This window comes from Pseudomonas sp. 2995-3 (assembly GCF_002742565.1).
Taxonomy (GTDB): domain Bacteria; phylum Pseudomonadota; class Gammaproteobacteria; order Pseudomonadales; family Pseudomonadaceae; genus Aquipseudomonas; species Aquipseudomonas edaphica.
On the sequence record NZ_LJSB01000315.1, the window covers coordinates 149,285 to 167,762 of the forward strand.

Sequence of the window (18,478 nt, forward strand, 5' to 3'; positions counted from 1 at the left end):
GCATTCCAAGGGTGGGAGCGGGCTTGCCCGCGATGGCGCCGGTACAGACGCTTCAGGAAGCCAGGCTTTTACGAAACCTGGCCAAGGCCACCGCAAAAAACACCAACCCAATCCCCACCAACGCCAGCAAATCCGGCCACACCACACCCACGCCCGCATCACGAAACAGTATGGCCGCGCTCAAACTCACAAAGTGCGTCGACGGCGAGCCCTGCATCACCCATTGCAACCACTCGGGCATGCTGTCCAATGGCGTACTGCCGCCAGACAGAAGCAGCATCGGAATAATCACCGGAATCGCCAGCAAGCCAAACTGAGGCGTCGAACGCGCAAGGGTGGCGAGGAAGATCCCCAGTGCCGTACTCGCAAACAGGTACAGCGCCGTCACCAGCAAAAACAGGCTCAAAGACCCGGCCAGCGGCACACCGAGCAAGCCTTTGACTACCAGCTCCAGCGACAGCCACGTACACAGCACCACCACCAGCATGTTGCTCCAGATTTTTGCCAGCATGATTTCCAGCGCGGTCAGCGGCAGCACCAGCAAATGGTCGAGCGTGCCGTGCTCACGCTCGCGCAGCAGCGCTGTGCCGGTGAGCACAATGGCCAGGATGGTGATGTTATTGACGATCTGGATCACCGCCAAAAACCAGCCGCCTTCCAGGTTGGTGTTGAACAACGCCCGTGTGGTCAGTCGCGCAGGCGTCTTGCCAGCCGCGTCGGTTTGCCCGCCGTAGCTTTGCAACTCACGCTGGAAAATCCGGCCGATATAGCCTGCGCCCATAAATGCCTGGCTCATCGCTGTGGCATCGACGTTCACCTGCACACCCGGCTGGCGCCCCGCCAACAGGTCGGCCTGGAAGTTGGCTGGCACATTGATCACGAAAGTGTACTCACCGCTGTCCATGACCTTGTCCAATTGGTCGTAGTCCAGTGGTGCAGGCGGTTGAAACTCGGGCGGCTGCAGCGCCTCGGCCATTTGCCGCGACAGCGCGCTGTGGTCCTCATCAACAAACGCCACGCTGGCGTTGTGCACACCAATGACCGAGCCAGCGGCGGGCATGTAGATCGCGACAGTGAAGGCGTAGAACAAAAACAGCAGCAATACGCTGTCGTGACGCAGGCTGGTCAATTCCTTGAAGCCCAGGCGCAGGATATGAGCGAGCTTGTGCATCAGGCCTCCTGCTTCTTGAGCATGATCAGGCTCAGCCCAGTGAACCCGACGAAAAACCCGAACAGCGCCAGGCATTGCGGCCACAACTGGCGCAGGTCCAGGGCCTTGGTGAAGGTGCCCACTGCGATATCCAGAAAGTGCCCGGCGGGGAATAACGTGCCCATCAGCGCGGCCGCGCCTTCCAGGGACGAGCGCGGTACGATAAGCCCGGAGAACTGGATGGTCGGCAGGCTGGTGATGATCATGGTGCCGAGGATCGCCGCGATCTGGGTACGGGTGAACGCGGAAATCAGCAGACCCATGCTCGTCGTTGCGAGTACATACAACAGGCCGCCTACCGCCAGCGCCACGCCGCTGCCCTTGAATGGCACGCCGAACAGCCAGCGGTTCATCGCCACCAGCAGTGCCAGGTTCACCAGGCTAACGGCCAGATACGGCGCCTGTTTGCCCAACAGGAACTCCAGGCGCGTCAGCGGCGTGGCGTAGAAGTTGGTGATCGACCCCAGCTCCTTTTCACGCACGATGCCCAACGCGGTGAGCATTGCCGGGATAAACGCCAGGATCAGCGCCATCACGCCAGGGCCGATGGCGTTCACGCTGACTACATCCTGGTTGTAGCGAAAGCGTGTTTCCAGCTTGGCGGCGGCTTGTGTGCTGCCGGGCAGGCTGCTCAGTTCGGCCAGTTGCTGGAGATTGCCTTGGTGCACCGCTTCGACGTAGTTACGGCTGGTTTCGGCGCGAAACGGCATGCCGCCATCGATCCACGCAGCCACGGTGGGTTGGCGGCCGGCGTACAGGTCGCGGCCAAAACCGGGTGGAATTTCCAGCGCCAGTTTGATTTCTGAACGTTGCAGGCGCCGGTGCAGTTCGTTGGCATCGCGTATGGGGGCTTGTTCGGCGAAGTAGCGCGAGCTGCGGAAGGCTTCCAGGTAGGCGCGACTTTGCGGAGTCTGGTCCTGGTCGTAGACGGCGAAGGCAAGGTTTTTCACGTCCAGGGAAATGCCGTAACCGAAGATCACCATCATGAACATCGCACCGAGCAGGGCGAAGGCCATGCGCACTTTGTCGCGCAACAGCTCTTTGCCTTCGCGACTGGCCACGGCCAGCAGGCGGGCGATGCTGAAGCCGCGTTTGCTGACGGGCGGCGTGCTGCTTTCGCTGACAGTTTTGTTCGGTGCGGCAGGTTCGGCTTCGCCTTGGGCCTGTTCCAGGCAGGTGACGAACGCAGCCTCCAATGTGTCGCCGTGGAATTGCTGCTGCAACGCGTCGGGGGTGTCGCAGGCCAGCACTTTGCCCGCGTGCATCAGCGAGATGCGGTCGCAGCGCTGGGCCTCGTTCATAAAGTGGGTGGACAGAAAGATCGTCACGCCTTGCTCGCGGGACAACTCAACCAATAGCCGCCAGAAATCATCCCGCGCCGCGGGGTCGACGCCCGAGGTCGGCTCATCGAGAATCAGCACTTCCGGGCGATGCAGCACCGCCACCGCCAGTGACAAGCGCTGGCGCAGGCCCAGGGGCAACTCGCCGGAGGGTTGCTCGGCCACTTCACCGAGGTCGAAGCGCTGGATCAGCTCGTCGATACGCGGGCCGCTGTCGGCCTTGGGCAAGTCGAACAGTTGCGCATGCAGCACCAGGTTCTGGCGCACGCTGAGTTCGCCGTACAGCGAAAAGCTTTGCGACATAAAGCCCACGCGCTTGCGAGTGGCCAGATCCTTGGCATTCACCGGGTTACCCAGCAGCGTGGCGCTGCCTTCGGTGGCCGGCATCAGCCCGGTGAGGACTTTCATGGTGGTCGTCTTGCCGCAGCCGTTGGAGCCGAGGAAGCCAAATATCTCGCCGCGACCAATCGCAAAGCTGACCTTGTTCACCGCCGTAAAATCCCCAAAGCGCAGCGTCAGGTCGTGGGCTTCGATGGCGATGTCAGTGTTGCCACTTTCGCGCGGCGGGATCACCAGCGCCTGGTTGTCGTGGGCGCTGTCACCCTGGAAATGAGTAAAGGCTTCATCGAGTTTGCCGCTGGGTGTAACGGCTGCCAGCTCGCGGCTCAGGCCGTCGGCGATCAGCTTGCCGCGATCGAGCATCAGGCAATGTTCGAACTGCTCGGCCTCTTCCATGTAGGCGGTGGCTACCAGCAGCGTCAGCTGTGGGCGCTCGCTGCGCACGGTGTCGACCAGCTCCCAGAAACGCCGGCGCGACAGTGGGTCGACGCCCGTGGTGGGTTCGTCGAGGATCAACAAATCAGGGTCGTGGATCAGCGCGCAGCACAGGCCGAGCTTCTGCTTCATGCCGCCGGACAATTTCCCGGCCGGGCGCTCGGCGAAGCGTGCGAGGTCGGTGGCCAGCAGCAGGTTGTGCATGCGTTGCTCGCAATCGGCTTTGGACAAACCGAACAACGTGGCGAAGAAACGGATGTTCTCGCTGATGGACAACTCAGGGTAAAGGTTGCCGCCCAGGCCTTGGGGCATAAAGGCGATGCGCGGGTACAGGCTGTTGCGATGGCGGCGATCTTCGATGGAGCCGCCGAGCACCTCAAGCTGACCTGCCTGAAGTTTTTTGACCCCGGCGATCAGCCCCAGCAAACTCGACTTGCCCGCGCCATCCGGGCCGATCAACCCGCAACGGGTGCCCGCCGGCAGGCTGAAGGCAATGTCGATCAGCGCCTGTTGCTTGCCGTAACGGTGTTGGATGCCGGTGGCGTGCAGCGCCAGGTCGGTCATTGCAGGTTGGCCGGCCAGTCGATATCCGCCGTGCGCACATAACCCGCGCCAGGCATGCCCGGTTTGGCTTGTGGTACGGCGCTGGGTTGGGTCAGGCGCAGCTTGACGCGGAACACCAGTTTTTGGCGTTCGTCGCGGGTCTCAACCTCTTTTGGGGTGAATTGCGATTTGGCTGCAACAAAGCTGATTTTTGCCGGCAGCGGCTGCTGGGGCAGGGCGTCGAGCAGGATGCGTGCGTCGCTGCCAACGGTCAGGCGGCCGGTGACGGAGGCGGGCAGGTACAGGTTCATGTACTGATCATTCGGGTCAATCAGCAGTAACACTCTGCCGCCTGCGCCGAGCACTTCACCCGGTTCAGCCAGGCGCAATTGAATGATGCCGTCGATGGGCGCGCGCAGGCTGCTGTCGTCGATTTCGCTGGTGAGCTGGGCCACTTGGGCCTGCGCCGCGCCGATGGCCGCTTTCACCGCGTTGACCTGAGCCTGCGCTGCGATCACGGCCGCATTGCCGGTGTTCTGGCGTGCTTGCTGCTGGTCGATCAACTGGCTGCTGGCAAAGCCGCGCTTGTACAGCTCCTGGGTGCGCTTGAGTTCCTGATGGGCCAGCAATTGTTCGCTTTGGCGCAGTTGTACGTTGGCCTCGGCGGCGGCGAAGTTTTCCTTGGCGCGCAGCACTTCGGCTTCGGCCTGGGTGCGCTGAGCTTCAAGGGTGCGGGTGTCCATGCGTGCGAGCAATTGACCTTTGAGCACCTTGTCGCCTTCATCTACGCGCACTTCGGCCAGGCGCCCGGGGATCTTGGCGGCGATCTGCACTTCGGTGGATTCCAGGCGGCCATTGCCCATGCTCAGGCCTTCGGGCAGGCGGTCCTGAGTCGATCGCCAATAACCGAAGCCGCCGGCACCCAGCAACAAGGTGATGAGCGCAACGGCGAAAAGGCGCGACATAGTGTGATTCGTAGACATGACGGCATCCTGCGGCATTAGCATCCTAGTTTGACCGATACCGCCCGAAGGGTCTTGATACCGGTCAAATGAAGCGCAAGCCTAACCCGCTTGGCGTGCAGATGCATGCATCACAGGTGTGACCGCAGGGTTCTGCCTTTTCAGCGCAGGGCGAGTACCGCTGCCCATTGTTCGGCCGTCACCGGCATCACCGACAATCGACTGCCTTTTTGCACCAGCGGCAATTCGGCGAGGGCGGTTTGTTGTTTCAGGTAGCCAAGGCCCAGCACCTTTGCAAAGGTCTCGACGTGGGCCACGTTGAGTGCAGTCCACGGGTTTTTCTCAGGCGTGGCTTTGGCATCGAAGTAGTGGCTTTCGGGTTCCAGCGCAGTCGGGTCCGGATAGGCCGCCTCGACAATTTTGCCGATACCGGCAATGCCTGGCTCAGGGCAACTGGAGTGGTAGAAGAAAAACTCATCACCAACGGCCATGGCGCGCAAAAAGTTGCGTGCCTGATAGTTGCGCACCCCGTCCCAGCGCGTTTCACCGAGCTTTTCCAGGCCTTTGATGGAGAGTTCATCGGGCTCGGATTTCATCAGCCAGTAGGCCATTTTTGGGCTCCTGAAAAAGGCATTGGATAAGTTGTCAGGCAATTCCATGACAAACCGACAGTCGGTTGGCGTCAAGGTTTGCGTGTTGGGTCACGTTACCGCAGAATGCCCGCTTTTAAGCTTGACGCAGCTGCAACGGACTACTTTGGAACGTTGTTGTCATCGTGTACGAGGTGCCTGAAGGGGGGCAATCGATGCAACGTAAACCGGATTTACTATGGATTTTGGTTATTTTGTTTGGCCTGGGCGTCGTGACCACCGGATATGCCCAGAGCTTGTGGTCGAGCAAGACCGATGCACCGGTTGAACTGGCTCAGCAGCAGCCACAACCGTTCAAGCGTTAACACTGCTTTTTAAGGCGTCGCTGGTTCCAGCGACGTTTCTGCGACATACCATTTTTTATCGGTGACCGTGCCAGCCAATGGCACATCCCAGCTTGCCTGTGCCAGGCGCTCGACCTTCTGACATTCATGGGCCAGGCCCAGCAGCGTGGGCTTGCGCCAGTTTTTGCGCCGAGCCAGGTAGGCCAGGCTGCGGTCATAAAACCCACCGCCCATGCCCAGTCGCCCACCCACATCATCGAAGCCCACCAGCGGCAACAGCACCAGGTCCAGCGCCCAAACTTGGCGCTGGCGGTTGGCATTTACGTGCGGCTCAAGGATGCGAAAGCGGTTGGGCAACAACTTATCTCCAGGCCGCACACGCTGGAACACCATCTTGGTGCGCGGCCAGGCACTGAGTACCGGCAGATAAGTGGCCTTGCCCCGGCGCTGCGCAGCGCGCAGCAGCAGACGCGGATCGATTTCACCGTCCGTGGGCAGATATAAAGAGATATGTTTGGCCCGGCGAAACAACGGGTGCTGTGCCAGTTGCCGATACAGGCCGTGAGCGGCCTTGCGCTGCTCGCTCGGCGTAAGCGCGCGGCGGGCTTTGCGCAACATGCGTCGAAGTTGCGGACGGGAAAGCGGCGCAGGTTCGGTCATGGTTGTTCGGCTCATAAAACAATGCCAGTCCTGGGACTGGCATTGAGTTTGGGAATTCAGGCTCCCCGACAGAGCCGCTGTCGACTTAGCCCTTGAACCCGAAAGTTCAAGGTGGAAGATGCAGTAGGCTTTAAGGCTTTCCGTCTAGCGGACATGCACACCAGCCCAACGTGCAACTTCCAGGGTAGTGCGAATCGGCTCAGGGACATCGCCGACTGGCAAACACGCCAGGGAGTGGGGCGAGTATACCTTAAACAGACGCGTCAATCAGCCCTTGGGTGGCTCTGGCTCGGTAGAAAGTGCCAGATCCACGCGTTCGAGCAGGTCACGCACTTGCTCACGCGTCGAGCCGCTGGCCTGCACGTCAGGCCGTTCCTGCTTATGCAGCAGATCGTGGGTAATGTTCAGTGCGGCCATCACGGCGATACGGTCGGCGCCGATGACTTTGCCGCTGCTGCGGATTTCACGCATCTTGCCGTCCAGATAGCGGGCAGCACTCACCAGATTGCTGCGTTCTTCCTGGGGGCAGATGATCGAATATTCTTTGTCGAGGATCTGCACGGTAACGCTATTGCTTGAACTCATGAGTCTTGCTCCAGGGCCTTCAGGCGCGAAATCATCGATTCGACCTTACGCCGGGCGATTTCGTTTTTTTCAATGAGGTGAGCGCGTTCCTCGCGCCAGGTCTTTTCCTGAGCTAATAGGAGTCCGTTTTGACTCTTAAGTTGCTCAACCCGATCAATTAGCAGTTCGAGTCTGGCCATCAGCGCTTGCAGGTCGGTGTCTTCCATTGGGTTCCACTGGATTTGTCTGATGAATGGCAACTTCAGGATAAACGATCTGACGCCCTCGATAGTCTTGGTACGTCTGCCGGTGCTAGGATACAGCGCTTCATTCTAGACATTGCGCCGTCTGGCGCCTAGCTCACCATGCCTATTCAGAACTCCCCGTACGACGCTTTTTCCAAACTGCTGAGCTCCAGCGGTCATCCTTGCTCGCCTGCCGAACTGCACGGCGTGCTGTTGGGCCGCAGCTGCACGGGCGTTGGCTTCGATGCCGACAATTGGCTGGCCGATGTGGCCGAGCTGCTGGAAACCGAACCTACCGAGAACGTGCGTAACGCGCTGATCGGCCTGCAAGAGATGGTTAAAGGCGAGCTGACCGGTGATGACGTCACCGTCGTTCTGCTGCTGCCGACCGACGATGCACCGCTCACCGAACGCGCTGCAGCATTGGGCCAATGGTGCCAGGGTTTCCTGCACGGCTTCGGTGTGAATGCCGGGGGCCTGGAACTGAGCACTGATGCCAAAGAAGTGTTGCAAGACCTGGCGGCCATCTCCCAGGTGCAAGATGCCCTGGAAGAATCCGAAGACGGCGAAGGCGACTATATGGAAGTGATGGAATACCTGCGTGTCGCGCCGCTGCTGTTGTTCACCGAGACCAAAAAATCCGCTGAGCCCGCCGCACCCAAGCCGTCGCTGCACTAAGTAAGGAAGCCCATCTGCCCATGATCCATATCCCGAAAGCGGAATACACCCGTCGCCGCAAGGCGCTCATGGCGCAGATGGAACCCAACAGCATCGCGATCCTGCCGGCCGCCGCCGTGGCCATCCGCAACCGTGATGTCGAGCACGTCTACCGCCAGGACAGCGACTTCCAGTACCTGAGCGGCTTCCCTGAACCTGAAGCTGTGATCGTGCTGATGCCCGGTCGCCAGCATGGCGAGTACGTGCTGTTCTGCCGCGAGCGCAACGTCGAACGCGAACTGTGGGACGGCCTGCGCGCCGGCACCGAAGGCGCCATTCGCGACTTTGGTGCTGACGATGCGTTCCCCATCACCGATATCGACGACATCCTGCCCGGCCTGATCGAAGGCCGCGACCGGGTGTATTCGGCCATGGGCAGCAACGCCGAATTCGACCGGCATCTGATGGAGTGGATCAACGTGATCCGTTCCAAGGCGCACCTGGGCGCCCAGCCGCCGAACGAATTTGTTGCCCTGGATCATCTGCTCCACGACATGCGCCTGTATAAATCGGCGGCAGAAGTGAAGGTGATGCGCGAGGCCGCGCGAATTTCCTGTGCGGCCCACGTCAAGGCGATGCAGGCCAGCCGCGCCGGGCTGTATGAGTTCAGCCTCGAAGCCGAGCTGGATTACGAGTTCCGCAAGGGCGGCGCGAAGATGCCGGCCTATGGCTCCATCGTCGCCGCCGGGCGCAACAGCTGCATCCTGCACTACCAGCAGAATGACGCGCTGCTCAAGGACGGCGATCTGGTGTTGATCGACGCCGGTTGCGAGATCGACTGCTACGCCAGCGATATCACGCGCACGTGGCCGGTCAGCGGCAAGTTTTCGCCCGAACAAAAGGCGATCTATGAAATTGTGCTGGCCTCCCAGGAAGCCGCCTTCGCCCAGATTGCACCGAACAAACATTGGAACCAGGCCCACGAGGCGACCGTGCAGGTCATCACCGCCGGGCTGGTGAAGTTGGGGCTGTTGCAAGGTAACGTCGACGAGTTGATCGCCAGCGAAGCCTACCGTGCCTTTTATATGCACCGCGCCGGCCACTGGCTGGGCATGGATGTGCACGATGTGGGCGAATACAAAGTGGGCGGTGAATGGCGTGTGCTGGAAGTGGGCATGGCCTTGACCGTGGAGCCGGGGATTTATATTTCGCCGGACAACCAGAACGTGGCAAAGAAATGGCGTGGCATTGGCGTACGCATCGAGGATGACGTGGTAGTGACCAAGCAAGGCTGTGAAATTCTGACCGGTGGTGTGCCTAAAACTGTCGCTGAGATCGAAGCGCTGATGGCGGCTGCCCGATGAGCCGGGTCAACCTGGCGATTATCGGTGGTGGCCTGGTGGGCGCCAGCCTGGCGTTGGCCTTGCAGGCCGGTGCCAAGGCACGGGGTTGGAAGATCGTGCTGATCGAGCCATTTGCCCCAGGCGACACTTACCAACCGAGCTACGATGCACGTTCTTCGGCGTTGTCTTACGGTGCCCGTCAGATCTATCAGCGCCTGGGTGTGTGGCAGGACATCTCCCGCCGCGCCGAGCCGATCAAGCAGATCCACGTGTCTGACCGTGGGCGTTTCTCCACTGCGCGCTTGTCCGCCATGGAGGAGGGCGTGCCGGCCCTCGGCTATGTGGTGGAAAACGCCTGGCTCGGACAGTGCCTGTGGCAAGGCCTGGACAAAGAGGTGGTGAGTTGGCGTTGCCCGGCGGAAGTCACGCGTATGGAGCCGCTGCCCGACGGCTATCGCCTGACCCTCAACGATGAAACCGTGCTGGAATGCGACCTTGCGGTATTGGCCGACGGTGGTCGCTCCGGTTTGCGCGAGCAGTTAGGTATTGGCGTGAAAACCCGCCCGTACAACCAGAGCGCGCTGATCGCCAACATCACCCCCAGCGAAGCCCACAACGGCGAGGCCTTCGAGCGCTTTACCGATGAAGGCCCGATGGCCCTGTTGCCGTTGCCGGACAACCGCTGCGCGCTGGTATGGACGCGCATCGGCATGGACGCCCAGCGTTTGGCCAACCTCGACGAGCGCAGTTTCTTGAGCGAACTGCAGGGCGTGTTCGGCTATCGCCTGGGCACCCTCAAGCAAGTCGGCGCACGGCACCTGTACCCGCTGACGCTGGTGGAGGCCGAAGAACAAGTGCGCTCGCACCTGGCGATCCTCGGCAATGCCGCCCACAGCCTGCACCCGATTGCCGGGCAGGGGTTCAACCTGTCCCTGCGCGATGCCAATGCCTTGGCCGAAGCCTTGTTGGCCGGGCCGCAGGTGCCGGGCGACTTGGCGACCTTGCAGCGCTACCGCGAAAGCCAGCATCTGGACCAGAAGCTCACAGTGGGCTTCTCCGATCAAGTCACACGCCTGTTTGGCAGTGCCCAGCCGTTAGTGGCTTTGGGCCGCAACATGGGCCTGCTTGGCCTGGACCTGCTACCGCCGGCCAAACGCTGGTTCGCCCGTCAGGCCATGGGCTTGGGTACGCGCCCCGATGCGTAAGTGGTTGATCCAACGTTTGGGTAAAGCGCGGCTGTTGCGTTGGGTCATGACCCTTTATCCGCCTTATCTCGGGGCGGGGATAAGCGTGCAGCACATGAGCGCTGACTTTCGTCATGTCAAAGTGCGCATGGGCTTGGGCTGGTACAACCGTAATTACGTCGGCACGCAATTTGGCGGCAGCCTGTATTCGATGGTTGACCCGTTCTACATGTTGCTGTTGATGGAGAACCTGGGCCGCGACTACATCGTGTGGGACAAGGCCGCGAGCATCGACTTTGTGTCGCCGGGCAAAGGCCCGGTGTACGCCGAGTTCTCCATCGACGACGCCTTGCTGGACGAGATTCGCCGGCAAACCGAAGGTGGCGAGAAGTACCTGCCCCACCTCAAGGTCGAGATTCATGACGGCTCCGGCACCCTGGTGGCGCGGGTCGACAAAACCCTTTACGTGCGGCGCAAGCCGCCAGCAAAGCAGGCTTAAAGCATGGACATGCGCGCAGATGTGCTGATTGTCGGGGCCGGAATGGTCGGAAGCGCCCTGGCGCTCGCGTTGCAGGGCAGTGGCCTGCAGGTGCTGCTGCTCGACGGCAGCCCGCTGAGCGTCAAGCCATTTGACCGTGAGGCTGCCTTCGAGCCACGGGTGAGCGCCTTGTCGGCCGCGAGCCAGCGCATCCTTGAGCGCCTCGGCGTGTGGGACGGCATTGTGTCGCGGCGCGCCAGCCCTTATGGCGAGATGCAAGTGTGGGACGGCAGCGGCACCGGGCAGATCCACTTCTCGGCGGCCAGTGTGCACGCCGAAGTGCTTGGGCATATCGTCGAGAACCGCGTGGTTCAGGACGCGCTGCTCGACCGCCTGCATGACTGCGACCTGGGCCTGCTGGCCAACGCCCGCCTGGAACAGATGCGCCGCTCCGGCGATGACTGGCTGCTGACCCTTGCCGACGGCCGCACATTGCGTGCACCGCTGGTGGTCGCCGCCGATGGCGCCAACTCCGCCGTACGCCGCCTGACCGGCACTGCGACCCGCGAGTGGGATTACTTGCATAACGCCATCGTCACCAGCGTGCGCAGCAGCCAACCCCATCAGCGCACGGCGTGGCAGCGCTTTACCGACACTGGCCCGCTGGCGTTTCTGCCATTGGTGCGCGAGGGGCAGGAAGACTGGTGCTCGATCGTCTGGTCCACCACACCGGCCGAATCCGAGCGCCTGATGGCGCTGGACGACGAAAACTTCTGCCGTGAGCTGGAGCGCGCCTTTGAAGGGCGGCTCGGCACGGTGCTCAGCGCCGATCCACGTGTGTGCGTGCCATTGCGCCAACGACATGCCAAACGCTACGTGGCAGAAGGCCTGGCGTTGATCGGCGACGCGGCCCACGTGATCCACCCGTTGGCGGGGCAGGGCGTAAACCTGGGTTTCCTCGATGCGGCGGTGCTGGCCGAGGTGCTGCTGGCAGCCACTGAACGTGGTGAGCGCCTGGCTGATGTGAAAGTTTTGAGCCGCTACGAACGTCGGCGCATGCCGCATAACCTTGCGCTGATGGCGGCTATGGAAGGGTTTGAGCGCCTGTTCCAGGCCGACCAGTTGCCATTACGCTGGCTGCGCAACGCCGGGCTGAAAATGGTCGACCAGATGCTCGAAGCCAAGGCCATCTTCGTCCGCCAGGCCTTGGGCCTGACCGGCGACCTCCCGGAGCTGGCCAAACCCTGAGGGCGCCTGAGTACCCTGTGGGAGCCGGGCTTGCCCGCGATGGGGCCATTGGCCCCAGCACAAATCCCAGCCATGCAACATCTCGTAACGCCTCCACCAAGCGCTACCAAATGTGAGTCCTTATCATTTGCCCTCTTTTTGCAAATGAGAGACCGCACCCATGTTGGCACCCAAGCGCCTCCTGACTGCCCTGGCACTCACCCTTATCGGCAGCACCACCGTGCAGGCAGCCGACGAAGTCGTGGTCTACTCCTCGCGCATCGACGAGCTGATCAAGCCGGTGTTCGATGCCTACACCAAAAAGACCGGCGTGCAGGTGAAGTTCATCACCGACAAGGAAGCCCCGCTGATGCAGCGCATCAAGGCCGAAGGCGAGAACGCCACGGCCGACCTGTTGCTCACCGTCGACGCCGGCAACCTTTGGCAGGCTGAGCAAATGGGCATCCTGCAGCCGTTCACCTCGGCGGTGATTGACAAGAATATTCCGTTGCAATATCGCTCCTCTAACCACGCCTGGACCGGCTTGAGCCTGCGCGCACGGACCATCGCCTATTCCACCGACCGGGTAAAACCCGGTGACCTGACCACTTACGAAGCCCTGGCCGACAAGCAATGGGAAGGCCGCTTGTGCCTGCGCACGGCGAAGAAGGTCTACAACCAGTCGCTGACCGCCACCCTGATCGAAACCCATGGCGCGGCCAAAACCGAGGAAATCGTCAAAGGCTGGGTCAACAACCTCTCCACCGACGTGTTCTCCGACGACATCGCCGTGCTGGAGGCGATCAACGCCGGGCAATGCGACGTGGGCATCGTCAACACCTACTACTACGGCCGCCTGCACAAGCAGAAGCCAGACCTGGCGGTAAAACTGTTCTGGCCGAACCAGGGCGACCGTGGTGTGCACGTGAACCTGTCGGGCATTGGCCTGACTAAGCACGCGCCGCATCCGGAAGCGGCCAAGGCATTGGTCGAGTGGATGACCACGCCTGAGGCACAGCAGATCTTTGCCGATGTGAACCAGGAGTTCCCGGCCAACCCGGCGGTGCCGCCATCAGCAGAAGTGGCGACCTGGGGCAAGTTCGTGGCTGACACCTTGCCGGTGGAAGTGGCAGGCAAGCGCCAGGCTGAGGCTATCCGCCTGATGGATCGCGCCGGCTGGAACTAACTACAATTTGCAGGCAAGCGCCGAACTAAATGTGGGAGCTGGCTTGTGTGGGAGCTGGCTTGCCTGCGATAGCATCACCTAGGTGTAACTGACACACCGAGGTGCTGCTATCGCAGGCAAGCCAGCTCCCACATTGCTTTGTGTTCACCTTGAATTTTTTACCAACCTGAGAGCTAGCCCTTGGCCCACCCCGCCCAACGCCGCTGGTACCTGCCGGTCTTCAGCGTCGCCGCCCTGGTGCTGTTGCCGCTGAGTGTGCTGTTGCTGTCCTGGCAAAGCATTGATGCGCAAATCTGGTCGCACCTGTGGGACACCCAGATGCCGCGCCTGATGGGCAATACCCTTACTTTGGTGCTGGGCGTCGGTGTGGGTGTGACCCTGCTGGGCGTGAGCCTGGCCTGGTTGACCAGCCTCTGCGAGTTTCCTGGGCGGCGCTGGCTCGATTGGGCCTTGATGCTGCCTTTTGCCATTCCCGCCTACGTACTGGCCTTTGTGTTTGTCGGCCTGCTGGATTTCGCTGGCCCGGTGCAAAGCCTGCTGCGTGATTGGTTCGGCACCGGCCTGCGGCTGCCGCGGGTGCGCTCCACCAGCGGCGTGATTATCGTGTTGGTGCTGGTGTTCTACCCCTACGTCTACCTGCTGGCGCGCACGGCGTTTATTGCCCAGGGCAAAGGGCTGATGGAGGCGGCACGTGTGCTCGGGCAATCGCCCTGGCAAGCGTTCTGGCGCGTCGCGCTGCCCATGGCACGGCCGGCGATTGGTGCCGGCGTGGCCCTGGCCTTGATGGAAACCCTGGCGGATTTCGGCGCGGTCTCGGTGTTCAATTTCGACACCTTCACCACCGCCATCTACAAGACCTGGTACGGCTTTTTCAGCCTTTCCAGCGCTGCCCAACTGGCCAGCCTGTTGCTGCTGGTGGTGATGCTGGTGCTGTACGGCGAACGGCGAGCCCGCGGTGCCAGCCGCCCAAGCAACGAGCGGCCACGGGGCCAGGCGTTGTATCACTTGCGAGGGTTCAAGGCGGCAGCGGCCAGCACGTGGTGCGGGTTGGTGTTCGCCTGCGCCTTTGTCATCCCCATGCTGCAACTGGTCGCCTGGTTCTGGCAGCGCGGCCGCTTCGACCTGGATGAGCGCTACACCGGCCTGATCGTTCACACCCTTTACTTAGGCGGTATCGCGGCGCTGATCACGGTCAGCGTGGCGTTGATACTCGCCTTCGCCAACCGGCTGGCGCCGACACGGGCGATTCGCTCTGGTATCAGCCTGGCTAACGTCGGCTATGCCTTGCCGGGTTCGGTGCTGGCGGTGTCGATCATGTTGGCATTCAGCTACTTGGACCGAGAGCTGGTGGTACCGCTCTCGGGGTGGCTCGGCGGCGCGGGCAAACCCTTGCTGCTTGGCAGCCTGTCGGCACTGGTGCTGGCCTATCTGGTGCGCTTTCTGGCGGTGGCCTACGGGCCGTTGGAAAACAGCCTGGCGCGAATCCGCCCGTCGTTGCCGGAAGCGGCACGCAGTCTCGGGGTAAGCGGGCCACGACTGTTTTGCAAAGTGTATCTGCCGTTATTGCTGCCGGGCACGTTGAGCGCAGCGTTGCTGGTGTTCGTCGATGTGCTCAAGGAAATGCCCGCAACTTTGCTGATGCGCCCATTTGGCTGGGACACCCTGGCGGTTTGCATCTTTGAAATGACCAGTGAAGGCGAATGGGCGCGAGCCTCGTTGCCGGCGCTGACCCTCGTACTGGTGGGGTTACTGCCGGTCATCGGCTTGATCCGACGCTCTGCGAGGCAAATCGGTTAGGTGCCAGTCCTACGGCTTGCGGCTACAATGCGCGGCATTCGGTGCGCTTCGTCTTTCGGAGCGAGTCGCTGGGCGTGGCTGCAGGCCTTGTAATTCAAGGTGTTCAGCGCAAACAGCAGCTCCGCGCACCTTCGCCAAGCCCGGAAGGAGAAACCCATGGGACAGCGTACGCCTCTGTATGACCTGCATCTCGCCCTCGGCGCGAAAATGGTCGATTTTGGCGGTTGGGATATGCCTCTGCACTACGGCTCGCAAGTTGAAGAACACCATCAGGTGCGACGCGACTGCGGGGTGTTCGATGTATCTCATATGACCGTGATCGATGTCACCGGCCCTCAGGCCAAGGAATGGCTCCAGCACCTGCTGGCCAATGATGTCGATCGTTTGCATGGCTGCGGCCGTGCGCTCTACAGCGCCATGCTCAATGAGCAGGGCGGCGTGGTGGACGACATGATCGTCTACCGCACCGAAGCCGGTTACCGGTTGGTGGTCAACGCAGCCACCCGCGACCAGGATATGGCCTGGATGCAGGCGCAACTGGGCAACTATTCGGTGCAACTGCAGGAGCGGCCCGAGTTGGCCATGCTCGCCATTCAGGGTCCCCATGCCCGGCAGAAAATCGCCGAACTGGTCACCCAGTCGCGCAGCAACCTGATTCATCAACTCAAGCCCTTTGAAGGCCAGGCGGACGGTGACTGGTTTATCGCCCGTACCGGATATACCGGTGAAGACGGCCTGGAAATAGTCCTGCCTGCCGATCAGGCGCCAGGCTTTTTCAACGACCTGGTCGGCGCGGGTATTTCACCCATTGGTCTTGGCGCCCGCGATACCCTGCGCCTGGAAGCCGGCATGAACCTGTATGGTCAGGATATCCACCAGGATGTTTCGCCCTTGGCGGCTAACATGGCCTGGAGCATTGCCTGGGAACCTGCCGGTCGCAACTTCATTGGTCGCAGCGCGCTGCAAGCAGAGCTGGCGGCGGGTGTGCAGTACAAATTGGTCGGGCTGGTACTGGAGGAGCGTGGGGTTTTGCGCGCTCACCAAGTGGTTCGTATCGCCAATGTTGGCGAAGGAGAGATCACCAGTGGTAGTTTCTCTCCTACGCTGAGCAAATCCATTGCCCTGGCGCGCGTACCGACGGCCACCGCCGATCGGGCCGAAGTGGAAATCCGCGGCAAGTGGTACCCGGTTCGAGTGGTCAAACCGACCTTCGTACGCCATGGCAAAACCTTGATCTAACTATTTCCGGCAGGCCAAAGGCCGCTGACATTTCTTCTTGAGGACACAGATTATGAGCGATATCCCAGCTGACCTGCGTTTTGCCGAAAGTCACGAATGGGCCCGTCTGGAAGCCGACGGCACTGTGACCGTCGGGATTTCCGACCATGCACAGGAAGCGTTGGGTGATGTGGTGTTTGTTGAGCTGGCGGAAGTTGGCGCCCAGTTTGAAGCTGAAGGCCAGGCTGGCGTGGTTGAGTCGGTGAAGGCTGCTTCGGATATCTACGCCCCGATTGCTGGCGAAGTGATTGCCGTCAACGAGGAACTGAGTGGCAGCCCTGAGCTGTTGAACACCGACCCTTACGGCGCCTGGATCTTCAAGCTCAAGCCAAGCAACCCGGCCGATCTGGAAAAACTACTGGATGCTGCGGGTTACAAAGCTGCCATCGGCGAGTAAACACGACACAAATCAATGTGGGAGCAGGCAAGCCAGCTCCCACAGTTGATTGTTGCAAGCCAACGCTTTTTTGTTTAACCCGCTTTCAATACCGCTTTAACCGCCGCAACCGACCGCTCTACGTCCGCCTCTGTCATCGCCGTGAACATCGGCAACGACACGATCAAACGCCCAACACGCTCCGACACCGGGAACATGCCTTCCTTGAAACCCTGTGCCCGATACAGGCTCAGCAGGTGGATCGGCGGGTAGTGATAGCCAATGCCGACGCCATGCGCCTGCATCTGTTCCATGAAGGTGGCGCGTGCCGGCTTGCCATCCTGACGCTCCGGCAATACCAGTTGGAACAGGTGCCAGTTGCTGTTTTCGAAGTCTGCCGGTGGCAGTTGTGCGCCGTATTGCGCTTCGAAATCACTGCCGAAGCATTTGAAGTAGTGGCGCGCCAGGTTCTGGCGATGGGCAGTGATCTTCTCGATATGAGCGAACTGGCCCAGGCCGATGGCTGCGGCAATGTCGGTCATGTTGAACTTGCCGCCCAACACATCTACGTCCAGGCCATCGAAACCCGTGCGGGTAACGCCCTGCAAGCGATATTTCTCGGCCAGGCGGGCTTCTTCGGCATTGTTCAATACCAGGCAACCGCCCTCGGAAGAGGTGATGTTCTTGTTGGCCTGGAAGCTGAAGGATACAAAGTCGCCGGTTGCGCCAATGCGTTCGCCATCCCAGCTGGAACCCAGTGCCTGGGCGGCGTCTTCGACGATACGCAGGTTGTACTTGTTGGCCAGTGCATACAGCATCGGCATGTCCAGGGGCAGGCCCGCCAGGTACACCGGAATGATCGCCTTGGTACGTGGGGTGATTGCAGCTTCTACTTGGGCCAGGTCGATATTGCGGGTTACCGGGTCGATATCGGCAAATACCGGCGTGGCACCGACTTCCAGGATCACGTTGGCAGTGGCGACCCAGGAGATCGGCGTGGTGATGACTTCGTCCCCTGGGCCAATCCCGGCGATGCGCAAAGCAATTTCCATGGTGCAGGTGCCGGAGTTGAACGTCCGCACCGGCCGGCCGCCAAAGTATTCCGACAGCTGTGCTTCGAACGCCTGCACTTTTGGCCCGCTGGTGATCCAGCCCGAGCGCAGTACATCGCCGACCGCCGAGATGGTGGCTTCATCAATGGTAGGTTTGGAAAACGGCAGAAAGGGCTGTTGGCTCATAACGACGAAGGCATCCGTTTCAGATAGGCGATGAGTAATAAACGTATCAGTACCGCATGGTTGCACGGTTCGACTGAATATAGCCTGTCACACGTGAATGAATCGTCATGTTACGAGCAAAAAAATGCCGCTCCCAAAGAGCGGCATTTTTTATGGGCGCTTTACTCGGTCACAGCGTTTTTCGCGAGGATAGCGTTGGCCAATTCCATATCGGTGGCCTTGAGGCCTGGGTTGTCAGCGCGGACTTTCTGCATGGCGGCTTCCAGGTATGGACCGCGGATGCCGCCGTCGCTGGCAACAAAGCTGCCTGCGTCGTCTTGGGCGGCAACCACCAGCTTGTGGTCCTTGAAGGTCAGGTACGTCGAGCCGGTAGTAGCGCCCGATGAAATGACATTACGCCAAAAGCTGTCGGCCATGGCTGAACCGACAGGAAGGGAAAGCACAGCGAGGGTTGCGACAGCATATTTGAAACGCATGATGGG

At 61.0% G+C, this 18,478-nt stretch carries 19 protein-coding genes and 1 other RNA gene; 10 read left to right on the forward strand and 10 right to left on the reverse strand.

The features are described from left to right. Positions 1-52: 52 nt before the first annotated feature. From AOA62_RS27770 to AOA62_RS27785, 4 genes are all read right to left on the reverse strand, one after another. On the reverse strand, positions 53-1,171 hold the full coding sequence (locus AOA62_RS27770; protein WP_017135262.1) for an ABC transporter permease: 1,119 nt from the start codon (positions 1,169-1,171) through the stop codon (positions 53-55). Further along, a complete protein-coding gene (rbbA, locus tag AOA62_RS27775) occupies positions 1,171-3,888 on the reverse strand; it encodes a ribosome-associated ATPase/putative transporter RbbA (RefSeq protein WP_099550292.1) in 2,718 nt (905 codons plus the stop codon). The genes AOA62_RS27770 and rbbA overlap by 1 nt, the downstream gene beginning before the upstream one ends. Then, positions 3,885-4,850: an HlyD family secretion protein gene (locus tag AOA62_RS27780; RefSeq protein WP_099550436.1), complete on the reverse strand. Its 966-nt coding sequence runs from the start codon at positions 4,848-4,850 to the stop codon at positions 3,885-3,887. Before AOA62_RS27780 ends, rbbA begins: the two co-directional genes overlap by 4 nt. A gap of 140 nt (positions 4,851-4,990) precedes the next feature. Continuing rightward, positions 4,991-5,440 carry an EVE domain-containing protein gene (locus tag AOA62_RS27785; RefSeq protein ID WP_099550293.1) on the reverse strand — a complete coding sequence of 150 codons (450 nt, stop codon included), beginning with the start codon at positions 5,438-5,440 and terminating at the stop codon, positions 4,991-4,993. 194 nt (positions 5,441-5,634) lie between these two features. Here AOA62_RS27785 and AOA62_RS32110 point away from each other — a divergent pair, with 194 nt between their 5' ends. After that, entirely contained in the window at positions 5,635-5,784 is a 150-nt protein-coding gene (locus AOA62_RS32110) for a hypothetical protein (RefSeq protein ID WP_087149531.1), read from the forward strand. A gap of 9 nt (positions 5,785-5,793) precedes the next feature. Here AOA62_RS32110 and AOA62_RS27795 read toward each other — a convergent pair whose 3' ends face one another. From AOA62_RS27795 to AOA62_RS27810, 4 genes are all read right to left on the reverse strand, one after another. Next, positions 5,794-6,423 carry a 5-formyltetrahydrofolate cyclo-ligase gene (locus AOA62_RS27795; RefSeq protein ID WP_099550294.1) on the reverse strand — a complete coding sequence of 210 codons (630 nt, stop codon included), beginning with the start codon at positions 6,421-6,423 and terminating at the stop codon, positions 5,794-5,796. 58 nt (positions 6,424-6,481) lie between these two features. Next, positions 6,482-6,660: non-coding RNA, 6S RNA (gene ssrS, locus AOA62_RS27800), on the reverse strand. Positions 6,661-6,690: 30 nt separating this feature from the next. Then, positions 6,691-7,008, reverse strand: a complete 318-nt coding sequence (locus AOA62_RS27805; RefSeq protein WP_017135267.1) for a cell division protein ZapA — start codon at positions 7,006-7,008, stop codon at positions 6,691-6,693. Beyond that, positions 7,005-7,214 carry a TIGR02449 family protein gene (locus AOA62_RS27810; protein ID WP_003177365.1) on the reverse strand — a complete coding sequence of 70 codons (210 nt, stop codon included), beginning with the start codon at positions 7,212-7,214 and terminating at the stop codon, positions 7,005-7,007. Before AOA62_RS27810 ends, AOA62_RS27805 begins: the two co-directional genes overlap by 4 nt. Positions 7,215-7,352: 138 nt before the next feature. Here AOA62_RS27810 and AOA62_RS27815 point away from each other — a divergent pair, with 138 nt between their 5' ends. The 9 genes from AOA62_RS27815 (at position 7,353) to gcvH (ending at position 16,779) form a co-directional block, all read left to right on the forward strand. Next, the gene (locus tag AOA62_RS27815; RefSeq protein ID WP_017135268.1) at positions 7,353-7,910 is read left to right on the forward strand and encodes a YecA family protein; all 558 of its coding nucleotides are present in this window, start codon (positions 7,353-7,355) and stop codon (positions 7,908-7,910) included. Positions 7,911-7,930: 20 nt separating this feature from the next. Then, positions 7,931-9,253, forward strand: a complete 1,323-nt coding sequence (gene pepP, locus AOA62_RS27820; protein ID WP_017135269.1) for a Xaa-Pro aminopeptidase — start codon at positions 7,931-7,933, stop codon at positions 9,251-9,253. Next, positions 9,250-10,437, forward strand: a complete 1,188-nt coding sequence (gene ubiH, locus AOA62_RS27825) for a 2-octaprenyl-6-methoxyphenyl hydroxylase (protein ID WP_099550295.1) — start codon at positions 9,250-9,252, stop codon at positions 10,435-10,437. The genes pepP and ubiH overlap by 4 nt, the downstream gene beginning before the upstream one ends. Further along, positions 10,430-10,915 (forward strand): DUF4442 domain-containing protein, encoded by a 486-nt coding sequence (locus AOA62_RS27830; RefSeq protein ID WP_017135271.1) that lies wholly within the window; start codon positions 10,430-10,432, stop codon positions 10,913-10,915. The genes ubiH and AOA62_RS27830 overlap by 8 nt, the downstream gene beginning before the upstream one ends. A gap of 9 nt (positions 10,916-10,924) precedes the next feature. Next, positions 10,925-12,142 carry a 2-octaprenyl-3-methyl-6-methoxy-1,4-benzoquinol hydroxylase gene (locus AOA62_RS27835; RefSeq protein ID WP_178075665.1) on the forward strand — a complete coding sequence of 406 codons (1,218 nt, stop codon included), beginning with the start codon at positions 10,925-10,927 and terminating at the stop codon, positions 12,140-12,142. 160 nt (positions 12,143-12,302) lie between these two features. Next, the gene (locus AOA62_RS27840) at positions 12,303-13,307 is read left to right on the forward strand and encodes an extracellular solute-binding protein (protein ID WP_017135273.1); all 1,005 of its coding nucleotides are present in this window, start codon (positions 12,303-12,305) and stop codon (positions 13,305-13,307) included. A gap of 180 nt (positions 13,308-13,487) precedes the next feature. Next, positions 13,488-15,104: an iron ABC transporter permease gene (locus AOA62_RS27845; protein ID WP_099550297.1), complete on the forward strand. Its 1,617-nt coding sequence runs from the start codon at positions 13,488-13,490 to the stop codon at positions 15,102-15,104. A gap of 156 nt (positions 15,105-15,260) precedes the next feature. Further along, entirely contained in the window at positions 15,261-16,343 is a 1,083-nt protein-coding gene (gene gcvT, locus AOA62_RS27850) for a glycine cleavage system aminomethyltransferase GcvT (protein WP_099550298.1), read from the forward strand. A gap of 52 nt (positions 16,344-16,395) precedes the next feature. Beyond that, positions 16,396-16,779, forward strand: coding sequence for a glycine cleavage system protein GcvH (gene gcvH / locus AOA62_RS27855; protein ID WP_017135276.1), 384 nt, complete (start codon positions 16,396-16,398; stop codon positions 16,777-16,779). Between the two features lie 74 nt (positions 16,780-16,853). Here gcvH and AOA62_RS27860 read toward each other — a convergent pair whose 3' ends face one another. Together AOA62_RS27860 and AOA62_RS27865 are read right to left on the reverse strand one after the other, a co-directional pair. Next, on the reverse strand, positions 16,854-17,996 hold the full coding sequence (locus AOA62_RS27860; RefSeq protein WP_056860748.1) for a DegT/DnrJ/EryC1/StrS aminotransferase family protein: 1,143 nt from the start codon (positions 17,994-17,996) through the stop codon (positions 16,854-16,856). A gap of 161 nt (positions 17,997-18,157) precedes the next feature. After that, positions 18,158-18,472, reverse strand: coding sequence for a DUF2388 domain-containing protein (locus AOA62_RS27865; RefSeq protein ID WP_017135278.1), 315 nt, complete (start codon positions 18,470-18,472; stop codon positions 18,158-18,160). Positions 18,473-18,478: the final 6 nt, after the last annotated feature.